Below are 13,298 nucleotides of genomic sequence, written 5' to 3'. Positions count from 1 at the left end.
ATCGGACTAGGATGCTGTGACTGTGCCGATCGCCGCGCATCGCGGCTCGGAATCGAGGACAGTGAATGAGCGAGTTCAACAAGACCCCGGCCCTCGTGCTGCTACCGGCAGTCGACGTCGCGGGTGGCAAGGCCGTGCGTCTCACCAAGGGTGAAGCCGGCACCGAGACGAGCTACGGCGACCCCGTCGATGCGGCCGTCGACTGGGCGGAGCAGGGCGCCGAGTGGATCCACCTCGTCGACCTCGACGCGGCATTCGGCCGCGGGAGCAACGCAGGAATCCTGAAGAAGGTGATCCGGCAGGTGCGCGGCGTCAACGTCGAGCTCTCCGGCGGCATCCGCGACGACGCGTCGCTCGAGCACGCCCTCGCCATCGGTGCCAAGCGAATCAACCTCGGCACGGCGGCCCTCGAGAACCCCGAGTGGGCGTCATCCGTCATCGCCCAGTACGGCGACGCGATCGCCGTGGGCCTCGACGTGCGCGGCACGACGCTCGCTGCGCGCGGGTGGACTCAGGACGGCGGCGACCTCTGGCAGGTCATGGACCGCCTCGAGGAGGCCGGCGCGGCGCGCTACGTCGTCACCGACGTCACGAAGGACGGCACCCTGCAGGGGCCGAACCTCGAGCTGCTCCGCCAGGTCATGGACCGCACGCACCGCCCCGTGGTCGCATCCGGCGGTGTCTCGAGCCTCGACGACATTGTCGCGCTCCGTGAGCTCGTTCCGCTCGGCCTCGAAGGCGCGATCATCGGAAAGGCGCTCTACGCCGGCGCGTTCACGCTGCCCGAGGCGCTGGATGTCGCCTCGCACTGAGCGAGAGCCCGAGCCCGAGCCCGTGCCCGTGCCCGTGCCCACGCCTGAGCACGACGGCGGCCCGACGGATGCCGCCGCCGACTCGGCGGGTGTGCCCTGGGCAGGGCGTTCGTTCGACTCGAACCCGCACGCCGCCGACGACGGCAGCGCGCCGGCCGAGCTCGCCGAGGCGCTCCGCAGGTTCCACGCCGGCGAGGCCGACCAGGCGGCGGTCGTCGACGTGTTCGGCCGCTCGCGCCTGCTGATCCCGCTCCTCGCCGAGCTCGGCGACGGCGGGGCGGAGGTCGGCGCGCACGGGCTCGCGGTCGACAAGAGCCAGGAGCTCTCGATCGTGACCGTCGAGGGCCCCGACGGCCGCAAGGTGCTGCCGGTGTTCTCCTCGGTCGCGGCGATGTCGCGCTGGAATCCCGCTGCCCGGCCAGTTCCCGCCGACGGCGTGCGCGTCGCGCTCGCGGCCGCCGACGACGGTACCGACCTCATCGTCCTCGACCCCGGCTCGGAGACGGAGTTCGCGCTGCGCCGACCCGCGGTCTGGTCGGTGGCGCAATCGCTGCCGTGGCGACCCCCGTTCGATTCAGCCGACGTGCACGCCGCGTTCGAGCGGTCCATCCGCACCGAACTCGCGGTGCTCGGCGTCTCGCTCTCTCCGGGCGACCCGACGGCCCGGCTCCGTGGCCCTGAGCTGGTGGTACGGCTCACACTCGTCGCCGGCCTCACTCGGCAGGAGCTCGACGCCGTCCTGCAGCGGCTCGCGGCACGCTGGGCCGCCGATGACGCGATCGCGACACTCGTCGATTCGCTCACCGTGCGACTCACCGGCGCCGGCGACTGACCGGCCGCATTCGCCGCGTTTCCGCTCCGGTCGAGCACGTGCGGCATCCGTGGCCCCAACCCGGGCATTGACCCGGAGCGCACCCGGGAGCACGATAGGAAGCGCGCGTTGGAGCGCAGAATCCAGGTCCGCCATGAGCGTTCAGACGAGCGAGACGAAGGCTGCGGCAGCCGGTGATGGCCGATACGAGGCGGCGCTCGACGCAGCGAATGACCAAGCGCGGGCATGGTTGTCGACGGTCTTCGAGCGGAAGATCCCCGCGAGCGCCACGATCGACGACCTGAAAGACGCCCTCGGCCGCGCATTGCCCGACGGGGGCGACGATCCCGTCTCGGTGATCTCGCGTCTCGCCGTGAACGCCGAGCCGGGACTCATCGCGATCGGCTCGCCGCGCTTCTTCGGGTGGGTGATGGGCGGCATCCAGCCCGTGGCGCTCGCGGCGGACTGGCTCGTGGGCGCATGGGACCAGAACACCAGCCTTCGCTTCATCGCGCCTGGGGCGGCCGCTGCGGAGGAGCTCGCCGGTGAATGGATCGTCGACCTGCTCGGCCTGCCGCCGCAGAGCGAAGTCGGGTTCACGACCGGCGCGACCATGGGCAACTTCACCTGCCTCGCAGCCGCTCGCGACCAAGTGCTGGGTGACGCGGGGTGGGACGTCGAACGCGACGGCCTCGCCGGCGGGCCGCGCGTGCGCTTCATCGTGGGGGAGGAGCGCCACGGCACCGTCGACCTCGCCGCCCGGTATCTCGGGCTCGGCTCACCGGTCGCCGTGCCGGCCGACGAACAGGGACGCATCGACCTCGGCGCACTGCGTGAGACGCTCGCCGCCGGTGGCGGGCCGACGATCGTCGTGCTGCAAGCTGGCAACGTCCACTCCGGCGCGTTCGACGACTTCTCCTCGGCGATCGACGCCGCACGCGAGGCCGGCGCCTGGGTGCACATCGATGGCGCGTTCGGCTTGTGGGCCGGGGCGTCGCCGTCATTGCGACATCTCGTCGCCGGGTACGAACGGGCGGATTCATGGGCGACCGACGCGCACAAGACGCTGAGCGTGCCCTACGACTGCGGTATCGCGATCGTCGCTCACCCCGACGCCATGCATCGGGCGCTCAGCATGCACGCGAGCTACCTGCAGGCGACCGAGGTCGGGGCCGATCCGCACGAGAAGGTGCCTGAGCTCTCCCGTAGGGCGCGCGGCATCCCCACGTGGGCGGTCCTGCGTGCGCTCGGTCGTGACGGCGTCGCCGGCCTCGTCGACGGTCTCGCCGCGGCGGCGCGCGGCATCGCCGACGGCGTGGCCGAACTGCCGGGCATCGAAGTGCTGAACGAGGTCGTCTTCACGCAGGTCTGCATCGCGCTGCCCGGTGACGCGGGGACGGCGGCGCTCAGCGACCGGCTCTGGGCCGACGGCGAGGTGCTCGCCATGACGTCGCAGTGGCGAGGTCGCACCGTCGTGCGCTTCTCGGTGAGCAATTGGGCGACGGATGCCGCGCAGGTCGCTCGCACGGTCGACGCGGTCCGGCGCGCGCTGGCGGAAGCCTGAGATGCCGGCCCCGGCGGCGGAGTCGGCGGCATCGGGTTGAATGGAGTCATGCCTGAGGCGCTCGACTCGTTCTCGCCCGCGACGCGGGCGTGGTTCACGGAGTCGTTCGCCGCGCCCACCTCGGTGCAGCACGGCGCGTGGCAGGCAATCGCGCGTGGCGATCACGCGCTCGTGGTGGCGCCCACGGGCTCGGGCAAGACGCTCGCGGCATTCCTCTGGGCCATCGATCGCATGATCGCGGGCGGCGCAGAGGCGGTGGCCGCGGGCACCCGGGTGCTGTACATCTCGCCGCTCAAGGCCCTCGGCGTCGACGTCGAGCGCAACCTCCGCGCGCCCATCGTGGGCATCGCCCGCACGGCGGCGGCGCATGGCCTGTCGGTGCCCGAGGTGACGGTCGGCGTGCGCTCGGGCGACACGCCGCCCGCCGAGCGGCGCACGCTCGTGAAGCATCCGCCCGAGATTCTCATCACGACCCCAGAGTCGCTGTACCTCATGCTCACCTCCTCGGCCCGTGAGACGCTCGCGGGGGTCGACACCGTCATCGTCGACGAGATCCACGCACTGGCCGGTTCGAAGCGCGGCGCTCATCTCGCGCTCTCGCTCGAGCGCCTCGACGCACTGGCGTCGCGACCGGTGCAGCGCATCGGGCTCTCGGCCACGGTCAGGCCGCACGAGGAGGTCGCTCGCTTCCTGGCCGGCACGCGCCCGGTGTCGATCGTCGCCCCGCCGAGCGGCAAGCGGTTCGATCTGAGCGTCACGGTGCCGGTCGACGACCTGTCCGATCTCGCCGGCGAGTCGAGCTCGGGCTCGGTCTGGCCGCATGTCGAGGCGGCCATCCTCGAGGAAGTGCTCGCGCACCGTTCCACCATCGTGTTCGCGAATTCACGGCGCCTCGCCGAGCGGCTGACGGCGCGGCTCAACGAACTGTGGGCCGAGCGCATACCGGTGCCCGTCGGCGCGGCGGTATCGGAGGTCGACGCCCCGGTCCTGGTTCCCTCAGAGGCGACACCGCCGTCACCCACGCGACCGCCGGCGGAAGCGGTGGGAGCGTCGGGCATCACCGGCGGCGCCGCGCCGGTGCTCGCCCGATCCCATCACGGCTCCGTGAGCAAGGAGGAGCGGGCCCTCGTCGAGGAAGACCTGAAGTCCGGCCGGCTGCGGTGCGTCGTCGCGACGTCGAGCCTCGAGCTCGGCATCGACATGGGCGCCGTCGACCTTGTCATGCAGGTCGAGTCGCCGCCATCGGTCGCGAGCGGCCTGCAGCGCATCGGGCGAGCCGGGCACCAGGTGGGTCAGGTCTCGAAGGGCGTGATCTTCCCGAAGCATCGCGCCGACCTGTTGCATTCGGCGGTCGTCGTCGAGCGCATGGCCGCCGGCTCCATCGAGGCGATGCGCGTGCCGACGAATCCCCTCGATGTGCTCGCGCAGCAGACGATCGCCGCCTCGGCGGTCGACGAGTGGGACGTCGAGGAGTGGTTCGACCTCGTGCGTCGTGCAGCGCCGTTCGCCACCCTGCCCCGATCGGCGTTCGATGCGACCCTCGACCTCCTCGCCGGGCGCTACCCATCCGACCGATTCGGCGAGCTCCGCCCCCGTATCGTGTGGGATCGCGATGCCGGCACGTTCGTCGGCCGGCGCGGCGCGCAGCGGCTCGCCGTCACGAGCGGCGGCACCATTCCCGATCGCGGTCTCTTCGGTGTCTTCATGGTCGGCGAGGCCGGCCCCGGGCGACGCGTCGGCGAACTCGACGAGGAGATGGTGTACGAGTCGCGAGTCGGCGACGTCTTCGCACTCGGGGCCACGAGCTGGCGCATCCAGGAGATCACGCACGACCGCGTGCTGGTATCGCCTGCGTTCGGTGAGCCCGGCCGCCTTCCGTTCTGGAAGGGCGACGGAATCGGCCGGCCGGCCGAGCTCGGCGAGGCGATCGGGGGATTCATCGCCGACCTCGCGAACTCGCCCGCCGAGGTGGGCGTGGCGAGGTCGCGCGCTGCGGGCCTCGATGAGCGCGCCGCGCGGAACCTGCTCGCATTCATCGACGACCAGCGGGGCGCCACGCGCGTCGTGCCCGACGCGACGAACCTCGTGATCGAACGCTTCCGCGACGAGCTCGGCGACTGGCGCATCGTGCTGCACTCGCCGTACGGCATGCGGGTGCACGCACCGTGGGCGCTCGCCGCGGGCGCTCGAGTGCAGGAGCGGTTCGGCGTCGACGCGAACGCGGTGGCGAGCGACGACGGCATCTTGCTGCGCATGCCCGACACCGCCGACGAGCCGCCCGGCGCCGAGCTGTTCGCCTTCGAGGCGGCCGAGCTCGGCGAGCTCGTGACGCTCCACGTCGGCGGGTCCGCCCTCTTCGCGTCGCGGTTCCGCGAGTGCGCGGCGCGAGCGCTGCTCCTGCCGCGGGTGAACCCCGGCAAACGCTCGCCACTGTGGCAGCAGCGCCAGCGCGCCTCGCAGCTCCTCGAGGTCGCTCGCGACTTCCCCGACTTTCCGATCGTGCTCGAGGCCGTGCGAGAGTGCCTCCAAGACGTCTACGACCTCCCGGCGCTCACTCGGCTGGCCGAGCGCATCACCGCTCGCGAGATCCGCTTCGTGGAGGTCACGACCGAGGTGGCGAGCCCATTCGCCTCGAGCCTCCTCTTCGGCTACGTCGGTGCGTTCATGTACGAGGGTGATGCGCCACTCGCCGAGCGACGCGCCGCCGCGCTCTCGCTCGATCCCGCACTCCTCGCCGACCTGCTCGGCACGATCGAGCTGCGCGAACTGCTCGATCCCGAGGTCGTCGACGAGGTCGAGCGGATGCTGCAGCGCCTCGCCCGCGAACGCGCCGCGCGCGGCGACGAGGGCGTCGTCGATCTCCTCCGCGAACTCGGACCGCTCACGGCCGATGAGGTCGCCGAGCGTGTCGACGGCGAGACGGATGCGGCGGCGGCGCTCCACGCGCTCGTCGACGCTCGGCGCGTCGCCGTCGTGCGATTCGCGGGCAACCCGTGGTTCGCGGCCGTAGAAGACCTGAGCCGGCTGCGCGATGCGCTCGGCGTGCCGATCCCACCGGGCCTGCCCGAGGTGTTCGGTGAGCCCGTTCGCGATCCGCTCGGCGACCTCGTCAGCCGGTTCGCTCGCACGCACGGGCCGTTCACCGTCCACGCCGTGGCCGAGCGATTCGGCATCGGGGCCGCCGTCGCGGCGTCTGCGCTCGGGCGCCTCGCCGCCGAACGCCGCGTTGTCGAGGGCGAGTTCTCACCACGGGGAACCGGCACGGAGTGGTGCGACAGCGAGGTGCTCCGGAGGTTGCGGCGCCGGTCGCTCGCGGTGTTGCGCAACGAGATCGAGCCGGTCGTGCCCCGCGAGTATGCGAGGTTCCTTCCCGAGTGGCAGCATGTGGGCGGCAAGCTCCGCGGCGTCGACGGGGTGGCGGCGGTGATCGAGCAGCTCGAGGGTGCCCGCATTCCCGCCTCCGCCTGGGAGGCGTTCGTGCTCCCTGCACGGGTCTCCGACTACCGGCCCGACATGCTCGATGAACTCACCGCCTCCGGCGAGGTCGTCTGGGCCGGCGCGGGCTCGCTCGCGGGCGATGACGGCTGGCTGAGCCTGCATCTCGCCGAGACGGCGGAACTCACGCTGCCCTTGCCGGCATCCGCACCGCTCGACCCCATCGAGACCGAGCTGCTGGCGGTGCTCGGCACCGGCGGCGGCTACTTCTTCCGTCAGCTCGTCGAGTCGATCGGCGCGACCGACGAACAACCGGTGATCGACGCTCTCTGGCGGCTCGTCTGGGCCGGCCTGGTGACGAACGACACCTTCGCCCCCGTGCGCGGGCTGCTGGCGGTGGGCGGCGCGCACAAGACCGCTCCGCCCACACCGAGGGCCAGGCTGCGAGGCGGGTCGCTCTCTCGCCGGGCTCTCGCGGCGAGCGTGAGCTCGAGCCGGGCCGCGACGGCGCGGGCCAACCCGCCGCGCGCCGCGGGCAGGTGGTCGGTGCTCCCGCTCGCGAGCTCGGCGGCGACGCCGCGCGCCCATGCGCTCGGCGAGACCCTCCTCGAGCGCTACGGCATCGTCACGCGAGGTTCCGTCATGGCAGAGGGCGTCGTCGGCGGGTTCGCTCTCGCGTACCGCACCCTCTCTGGATTCGAGGAGTCCGGGCGCGTGCGCCGGGGCTACTTCATCGACGGCCAGGGCGGCGCGCAGTTCGCCACGGGAGCGGCCGTCGACCGGCTGCGGAGCGCGCCCCGTGGCGCAGCCATCGCCCTCGCCGCAACCGATCCCGCGAATCCCTTCGGGGCAGCCCTCGACTGGCCCGAGCTCGCCGCCGAGGGCCATCGGCCGGCGCGCAAGGCCGGAGCGTTCGTCGCGATGGTCGACGGCGAGGCGGCCTTCTACCTCGAGCGGGGCGGGCGCACGGCGCTCGTCTTCTCGAGCGATGACGAGGTGCTCGTCGCCGCGGCATCCGCGCTCGCCGAAGCTCTTGCACGAGCGCGCGTGCCGCGACTCCGGGTGGAGACGGTCAACGGTGCCGGCGTCTACGGATCTGTACTCGACCAGCCGCTGCGCGCGGCCGGATTCCGCGAGACGCCGAGGGGGCTGCGCTTCGATGCCAGAAGGTGACACGGTGTTCCGGTCCGCACGACTCCTCGACGACGTGCTCGCGGGTCAGCTCGTGACCCGCTCCGACTTCCGCGTGCCCGCGTTCGCGACCGTCGACCTCTCGGGTGATCCCGTGCGATCGGTCGGCAGCCGTGGCAAGCACCTGCTCATGCGCATCGGCGATTACGTCGTGCACTCGCACCTGAAGATGGAGGGGGAGTGGTGGGTCTACCGCCCGGGTGAGCGGTGGCGCCGGCCGGCATGGCACGCGCGAGCGGTGATCGAGACGCCCGAGGTGCTGGCCGTCGGCTTCGACCTCGGCCTCCTCGAGGTGTTCCCAGCCGCCGAAGAGGCCGAGCGGCTCGGCTACCTCGGCCCCGATCTCCTCGGCGACGACTGGGATGCCGCAGAAGCGGTGCGCCGGCTCGCGCTCGCGCCCGACACTCCGGTCGCGGTCGCGCTCGCCGACCAGCGCAACCTCGCCGGACTCGGCAACGTCTACGTGAACGAGCTGTGCTTCCTGCGGGGCATCCTGCCCACGCGGCCGGCGGGCGAGGTGGCGCTCGAGCCGCTCGTCGACCTCGCGAGCCGCGTCATGCGCGCCAATCGCGAGCGCCTCGAGCGCACGACCACCGGCGATCTCCGACGCGGGGCGCGGCTTTGGGTCTACGGGCGCGGCGGCGAGGCGTGCCGGCGCTGCGGCACGCGCATCGAGCACGGTCGCCTCGGTCGTATCGACGTCGAACGACGCGAGATCTGGTGGTGCCCCAGCTGCCAGACCTGAGCGCGGCCGCTCGAGCGCTCGAGTATTCGAGCAGAGCGCCGGCTCAGCCGACGGGCGCGCTCAGGTGACGGGCCCGGTCCACTTCTCGCCCGGGCCCTGCCCGATCGGGTCGGGGATCACGGATGCCTCGCGGAACGCGAGCTGCAACGAGCGCAAGCCGTCGCGGAGGCTCCGGGCATGCATGTCGCTGATCTCCGGCGCCCCGGCCGTGATGAGGCCCGCGAGGGCGTTGATGAGCTTGCGCGCCTCGTCGAGATCGACCTGTTCGCCGGGATCGTCGGCGAGGCCCACCTTGACCGCGGCCGCGCTCATGAGGTGCACGGCGGCGGTCGTGATGATCTCGACCGCGGCGACCTCGGCGATGTCACGGGTGGCCCCCACGACGGTGGACTCGTCTGAACTGTCGCTCACGGACATCCTCTGTTAGACTACTGCGGGCCCGGGGCCAGTCCCCGGTACGAAAGTGGAGATTCTCCCACCCGCGCATACCGCTTCATCAAGGTTACCGGGTCGATTGCACTCCGCTTCCGCGTCGCAAGGCGTGGAAGTAGACAGGGTGCCGCAGTTCCGCATGGTGTGAATCCGTGCAGGTTTGCGTGGATCTTCCGCTCTCGTCGACGGGCGGCATCCGCCTCCCGTCGAGCGAAACAGCTTGAGTAGAGGAGTACACGCATCAGCGATCCCCGTACAAACGACCGTATCCGCGTCCCCGAGGTCCGCCTCGTGGGTCCTGGTGGAGAGCAGGTCGGCGTCGTGAAGATCGAGGTGGCCCTGCGGCTCGCGCAGGAGGCCGATCTCGATCTCGTCGAGGTCGCGCCGAACTCGAAGCCGCCGGTCGCCAAGATCATGGACTACGGCAAGTACAAGTACGAGGCTGCGCAGAAGGCGAAAGAGGCCCGGCGCAACCAGGCGAACACGATCCTCAAAGAAGTTCGGTTCCGTCTCAAGATCGACAAGCACGACTACGAGACCAAGATGAAGCGCGCGATCGGCTTCTTGAAGACCGGCGACAAGGTCAAGGCCATGATCCTCTTCCGAGGCCGCGAGCAGTCGCGCCCCGAGATGGGCGTGCGCCTCCTGCAGCGCTTCGCAGAAGACGTCGCGGAGTACGGCACCGTCGAGCACAACCCCACGATCGATGGCCGCAACATGGTCATGGTGATCGGGCCCCTCAAGAACAAGTCCGAGGCCAAGGCCGAGGCGAACGCACAGCGCGCTGCGGCGAAGGCGCGACCGGCGGATGCCCCGGCCGACGCAGAGCCGCAGACGGCAGAGCCCGCCGAGGGCTAGGCCAGCACCCCCCGTCCGCCACTCGCGTGGCGGCAGAATCAAGGAGAAAGACGAGATGCCGAAGCAGAAGACCCATTCCGGGGCCAAGAAGCGCTTCAAGATCACCGGCAGCGGCAAGATCAAGAAGCAGCAGGCCGGGATGCGCCACCACCTCGAGGTCAAGGCCTCGAAGCGCAAGGCCCGACTGAACCAGGACAAGGTCGTGTCGGCTCCCGACGCCAAGGTCATCAAGAAGCTTCTCGGCCGCTGAGCCGTCGGATTAAGGAAGAAACAGAGTCATGGCAAGAGTGAAGAGGGCGGTCAACGCCCACAAGAAGCGCAGGGTCATTCTCGAGCGCGCCGAAGGTTACCGCGGGCAGCGGTCGCGCCTGTACCGCAAGGCGAAGGAGCAGGTCACCCACTCCCTCGTCTACTCGTACCGTGACCGTCGCCAGAAGAAGGGCGACTTCCGTCGCCTCTGGATCCAGCGCATCAACGCCGCGTCGCGCGCGAACGGCCTGACGTACAACCGCCTGATCCAGGGTCTCGGCCTTGCGGGCATCGAGGTCGACCGCCGCATCCTCGCGGAGCTCGCCGTCAACGAGCCCGCGACGTTCGCGGCACTCGTCGAGAGCGCCAAGCAGGCACTCCCGGCCGACACCTCGGCCCCGAAGACCGCCGCGTAGGCACGTCTGTTCAGAACGGCCCGGCACCCTCGGGGTGCCGGGCCGTTCGGCGTCTCGACCCTAGACTGGGTGCCATGCTCGAGAACCCCAGATCGCCGCGCGTGCGGGCCGTTGCGAAGCTCGCGAAGAAGACCGCGCGAGCCGAGAGCGGGCTCTTCCTGCTCGAGGGTCCGCAGGCCGTCGCCGAGGCGCTGACGTTCCGCCCGCAGCTCGTCGTGGAGCTCTATGCCACCCCGAGTGCGCTCGAGCGCTATACCGACATCGCCGAGACGGCGGTCGACGCAGGCGTCGACCTCGAGTTCGTCACCGAAGAGGTGCTCGACTCGATGGCCGACACGGTCACGCCGCAGGGATTCGTCGCCGTGTGCCACCAGTTCCCGACCGCGGTGAAAGACGTGTTCGCGAGCAGCCCGAAACTCGTGGCCATCCTCGAAGAGGTGCGCGACCCCGGCAACGCCGGCACGATCGTCAGGGCAGCGGATGCCGCCGGCGCCGACGCCGTGGTGTTCACCGGCCGCGCCGTCGACCTCTACAACCCCAAGGTTGTTCGGGCGTCGACGGGCTCGATATTCCACCTCCCGGTCGCCGTCGGCGCCGAACTCGAAGACGTGCTGCAGCGGGCCCGTGCAGCCGGACTCGTGGTGATCGCCGCCGACGTCAAGGGCGAAGACCTGCTCGCTGCGCGCAACGAGGGTGTGCTCGCCGAACCGACGGCGTGGCTCTTCGGCAATGAGGCGCACGGGTTGCCCGACGAGAAGCTCGCGCTCGCCGATCGCGTCGTCACGGTGCCGATCTACGGGCATGCCGAGTCGATGAACCTCGCGACCGCGGCATCCGTCTGCCTCTATGAGAGTGCCTTCGCACAGCGCTCGGCACTCGTGAACGGCACCCGCGCGGAGTAGCCTGTGCGCGTGAGCAATCCGCAGAGGAGTGCGCGCGCGACGACCATGGTCCTCATGTCGCTGCCGCTCTTGGCTGCGTGCTCGGCGCAACCGGTCGTGACGACGGCGGAACCGACGCCGTCGTCGTCGGCGACCGATTCGGGGGGCACCGACGACCTCATCGACATTGCGGAGCTCGGCGCGGCGACGATCCACGCCGAACCATTCGCCGACTGGCTCATCGGCGAGCAGCACGGGATGTGGGTCGCGAACGTCGACAGCGGACTCGTGCGCATGGACCTCATGGACGGCACGGAGACGGCTGAGGTCGCGGTCGGCGAGATTCCGCTCGCGCTCGAGATCGCCGGCGGAGCGCTGTGGGCTGCGACCCCTGCCCCGACGCCCGAGGTCGTTCGCGTGCCGCTCGACGATCCAGCTGCTGCGGTGCACATCCCCCTGCCACTCGCCCCAAGGGTCGAGTCCTCCATCACCTCCGACGGGACGCTGGTCTGGCTGTTCGTCGGTGGCCCACTGACACTGCTCGGTCTCGAGCAGTCGACCGGGGCGATCGTGCGGACCTTCGAGGTCACGGCAGGGCTGCAGGGGCTCCGCTTCGCCGGGGACGCATTGTGGGCTTCGTCGCCGGCGACGGGTGAGCTCGTCAGACTCGACCCCGTCTCCGGCGAGGAGACCCTCCGCGTCGCCGTCGGTCCGCAACCGGCGTTCATCGCCAGTGGTGCCGGGTCGCTCTGGGTGATGAACCAGGGCGACGGAACGGTGAGTCGCGTCGATCCCGCCGACGGGGCGGTCCTTGCGACGATCCCTGCGTCGACCGGTCACATCGCCGGCGGGGACATCATCGCCACGGACTCGGAGGTGTGGGTCCGAACGACCGAGGAACTCGCGGTACTGGTCGATCCCGCCGCCGATGCCGTGGTTGCACGCCTCGGCCCGGCTGAGGGGAGTGGCAGCATCGCCGTAGGTGGAGGGGCAGTCTGGCTGACGGCGCACGACGTGTCCTCGATCCACCGCATTCCGCAGTCCAGCATTACGAATAGGTAACCTCCGCCCGGTTGCTTGGCCGCGGGCTCCGCGGGACCACTAGTTTTGGGGGTATGGAGCCAACCCAACCGGCGCCCGCGACCTCGAACATCTCCGTTCGTCGCGGCGAACCCCTTGTCGTGGTCGACCAGGTCGACAAGCACTACGGCGATCTGCACGTGCTGAACGACATCAACACGGTGGTGAATCGCGGCGAGGTCGTCGTCGTCATCGGACCGAGCGGCTCGGGCAAGTCCACGCTCTGCCGCGCCATCAACCGGCTCGAGACGATCGATTCGGGCACCATCACGATCGACGGCGTGCGCCTGCCCGAAGAGGGAGCGGAGCTCGCGAAGCTCCGGGCCGACGTCGGCATGGTCTTCCAGTCGTTCAATCTGTTCGCGCACAAGACTGTGCTCGAGAATGTCACGCTCGCGCCGATCCGCGTGAAGCGGATGTCGCGCAAAGACGCCGACGCGAGGGGAATGGAGATCCTCGACCGGGTCGGTGTCGCCAACCAGGCGAAGAAGATGCCCGCGCAGCTCTCGGGCGGCCAGCAGCAGCGCGTCGCGATCGCCCGATCGCTCGCGATGAACCCGAAGCTCATCCTCATGGACGAGCCCACGAGCGCGCTCGACCCCGAGATGATCAACGAGGTGCTCGATGTCATGGTCGGCCTCGCGAAAGACGGCATGACCATGATCGTCGTCACGCACGAGATGGGCTTCGCCCGCAAGGCGGCCGACCGGGTGCTCTTCATGGACGGCGGCCGCATCGTCGAGGAGGCGACCCCCGCGGAGTTCTTCGACAACCCGAAGTCCGACCGCGCGAAGGACTTCCTCTCGAAGATCCTCGAGCACTAG

At 70.5% G+C, this 13,298-nt stretch carries 12 protein-coding genes; 11 read left to right on the top strand and 1 reads right to left on the bottom strand.

The genetic code is table 11. From position 1 onward, the window contains the following. Window positions 1-65: 65 nt before the first annotated feature. From priA to J7E25_RS15210, 5 genes are all read left to right on the top strand, one after another. On the top strand, window positions 66-812 hold the full coding sequence (gene priA / locus J7E25_RS15230; protein ID WP_214871015.1) for a bifunctional 1-(5-phosphoribosyl)-5-((5-phosphoribosylamino)methylideneamino)imidazole-4-carboxamide isomerase/phosphoribosylanthranilate isomerase PriA: 747 nt from the start codon (window positions 66-68) through the stop codon (window positions 810-812). Continuing rightward, window positions 796-1,644: an SseB family protein gene (locus tag J7E25_RS15225; RefSeq protein WP_214871014.1), complete on the top strand. Its 849-nt coding sequence runs from the start codon at window positions 796-798 to the stop codon at window positions 1,642-1,644. The genes priA and J7E25_RS15225 overlap by 17 nt, the downstream gene beginning before the upstream one ends. Window positions 1,645-1,777: 133 nt before the next feature. Further along, entirely contained in the window at window positions 1,778-3,187 is a 1,410-nt protein-coding gene (locus J7E25_RS15220; protein ID WP_214871013.1) for a pyridoxal-dependent decarboxylase, read from the top strand. A gap of 48 nt (window positions 3,188-3,235) precedes the next feature. Further along, window positions 3,236-7,795, top strand: a complete 4,560-nt coding sequence (locus tag J7E25_RS15215) for an ATP-dependent helicase (RefSeq protein ID WP_214871012.1) — start codon at window positions 3,236-3,238, stop codon at window positions 7,793-7,795. Then, window positions 7,782-8,558 (top strand): DNA-formamidopyrimidine glycosylase family protein, encoded by a 777-nt coding sequence (locus J7E25_RS15210; RefSeq protein ID WP_214871011.1) that lies wholly within the window; start codon window positions 7,782-7,784, stop codon window positions 8,556-8,558. The genes J7E25_RS15215 and J7E25_RS15210 overlap by 14 nt, the downstream gene beginning before the upstream one ends. Before the next feature lie 60 nt (window positions 8,559-8,618). On the opposite strand, the gene J7E25_RS15205 is transcribed toward J7E25_RS15210, so the two are convergent. Then, the gene (locus J7E25_RS15205; RefSeq protein ID WP_308164605.1) at window positions 8,619-8,969 is read right to left on the bottom strand and encodes a DUF1844 domain-containing protein; all 351 of its coding nucleotides are present in this window, start codon (window positions 8,967-8,969) and stop codon (window positions 8,619-8,621) included. Between the two features lie 261 nt (window positions 8,970-9,230). Between J7E25_RS15205 and infC the strand changes: the two genes are divergently transcribed. From infC to J7E25_RS15175, 6 genes are all read left to right on the top strand, one after another. Then, entirely contained in the window at window positions 9,231-9,848 is a 618-nt protein-coding gene (gene infC, locus J7E25_RS15200; protein WP_129522283.1) for a translation initiation factor IF-3, read from the top strand. 55 nt (window positions 9,849-9,903) lie between these two features. Beyond that, window positions 9,904-10,098 carry a 50S ribosomal protein L35 gene (gene rpmI, locus J7E25_RS15195; RefSeq protein ID WP_129522282.1) on the top strand — a complete coding sequence of 65 codons (195 nt, stop codon included), beginning with the start codon at window positions 9,904-9,906 and terminating at the stop codon, window positions 10,096-10,098. A 28-nt stretch (window positions 10,099-10,126) separates the two neighbouring features. Then, window positions 10,127-10,513: a 50S ribosomal protein L20 gene (gene rplT / locus J7E25_RS15190; protein WP_129522281.1), complete on the top strand. Its 387-nt coding sequence runs from the start codon at window positions 10,127-10,129 to the stop codon at window positions 10,511-10,513. Window positions 10,514-10,587: 74 nt separating this feature from the next. Continuing rightward, a complete protein-coding gene (locus tag J7E25_RS15185) occupies window positions 10,588-11,415 on the top strand; it encodes an RNA methyltransferase (RefSeq protein WP_214871009.1) in 828 nt (275 codons plus the stop codon). Between the two features lie 9 nt (window positions 11,416-11,424). Further along, the gene (locus J7E25_RS15180; RefSeq protein WP_214871008.1) at window positions 11,425-12,456 is read left to right on the top strand and encodes a hypothetical protein; all 1,032 of its coding nucleotides are present in this window, start codon (window positions 11,425-11,427) and stop codon (window positions 12,454-12,456) included. A gap of 53 nt (window positions 12,457-12,509) precedes the next feature. Further along, entirely contained in the window at window positions 12,510-13,298 is a 789-nt protein-coding gene (locus tag J7E25_RS15175) for an amino acid ABC transporter ATP-binding protein (RefSeq protein WP_214871007.1), read from the top strand.

The organism is Agromyces sp. ISL-38 (genome assembly GCF_018613935.1).
In the GTDB taxonomy this organism is placed as follows: domain Bacteria; phylum Actinomycetota; class Actinomycetes; order Actinomycetales; family Microbacteriaceae; genus Agromyces.
Note: the sequence above shows the minus strand (reverse complement) of the source record. Positions and strands in the feature narration are given on the sequence as shown.

Coding starts and splice junctions, on each gene's coding strand:
- J7E25_RS15220 (WP_214871013.1), top strand. CDS start 1,778: ATGAGCGTTCAGACGAGCGAGACGAAGGCTGCGGCAGCCGGTGATGGC.
- rplT (WP_129522281.1), top strand. CDS start 10,127: ATGGCAAGAGTGAAGAGGGCGGTCAACGCCCACAAGAAGCGCAGGGTC.
- J7E25_RS15225 (WP_214871014.1), top strand. CDS start 796: ATGTCGCCTCGCACTGAGCGAGAGCCCGAGCCCGAGCCCGTGCCCGTG.
- priA (WP_214871015.1), top strand. CDS start 66: ATGAGCGAGTTCAACAAGACCCCGGCCCTCGTGCTGCTACCGGCAGTC.
- J7E25_RS15215 (WP_214871012.1), top strand. CDS start 3,236: ATGCCTGAGGCGCTCGACTCGTTCTCGCCCGCGACGCGGGCGTGGTTC.
- rpmI (WP_129522282.1), top strand. CDS start 9,904: ATGCCGAAGCAGAAGACCCATTCCGGGGCCAAGAAGCGCTTCAAGATC.
- J7E25_RS15185 (WP_214871009.1), top strand. CDS start 10,588: ATGCTCGAGAACCCCAGATCGCCGCGCGTGCGGGCCGTTGCGAAGCTC.
- J7E25_RS15210 (WP_214871011.1), top strand. CDS start 7,782: ATGCCAGAAGGTGACACGGTGTTCCGGTCCGCACGACTCCTCGACGAC.
- J7E25_RS15175 (WP_214871007.1), top strand. CDS start 12,510: ATGGAGCCAACCCAACCGGCGCCCGCGACCTCGAACATCTCCGTTCGT.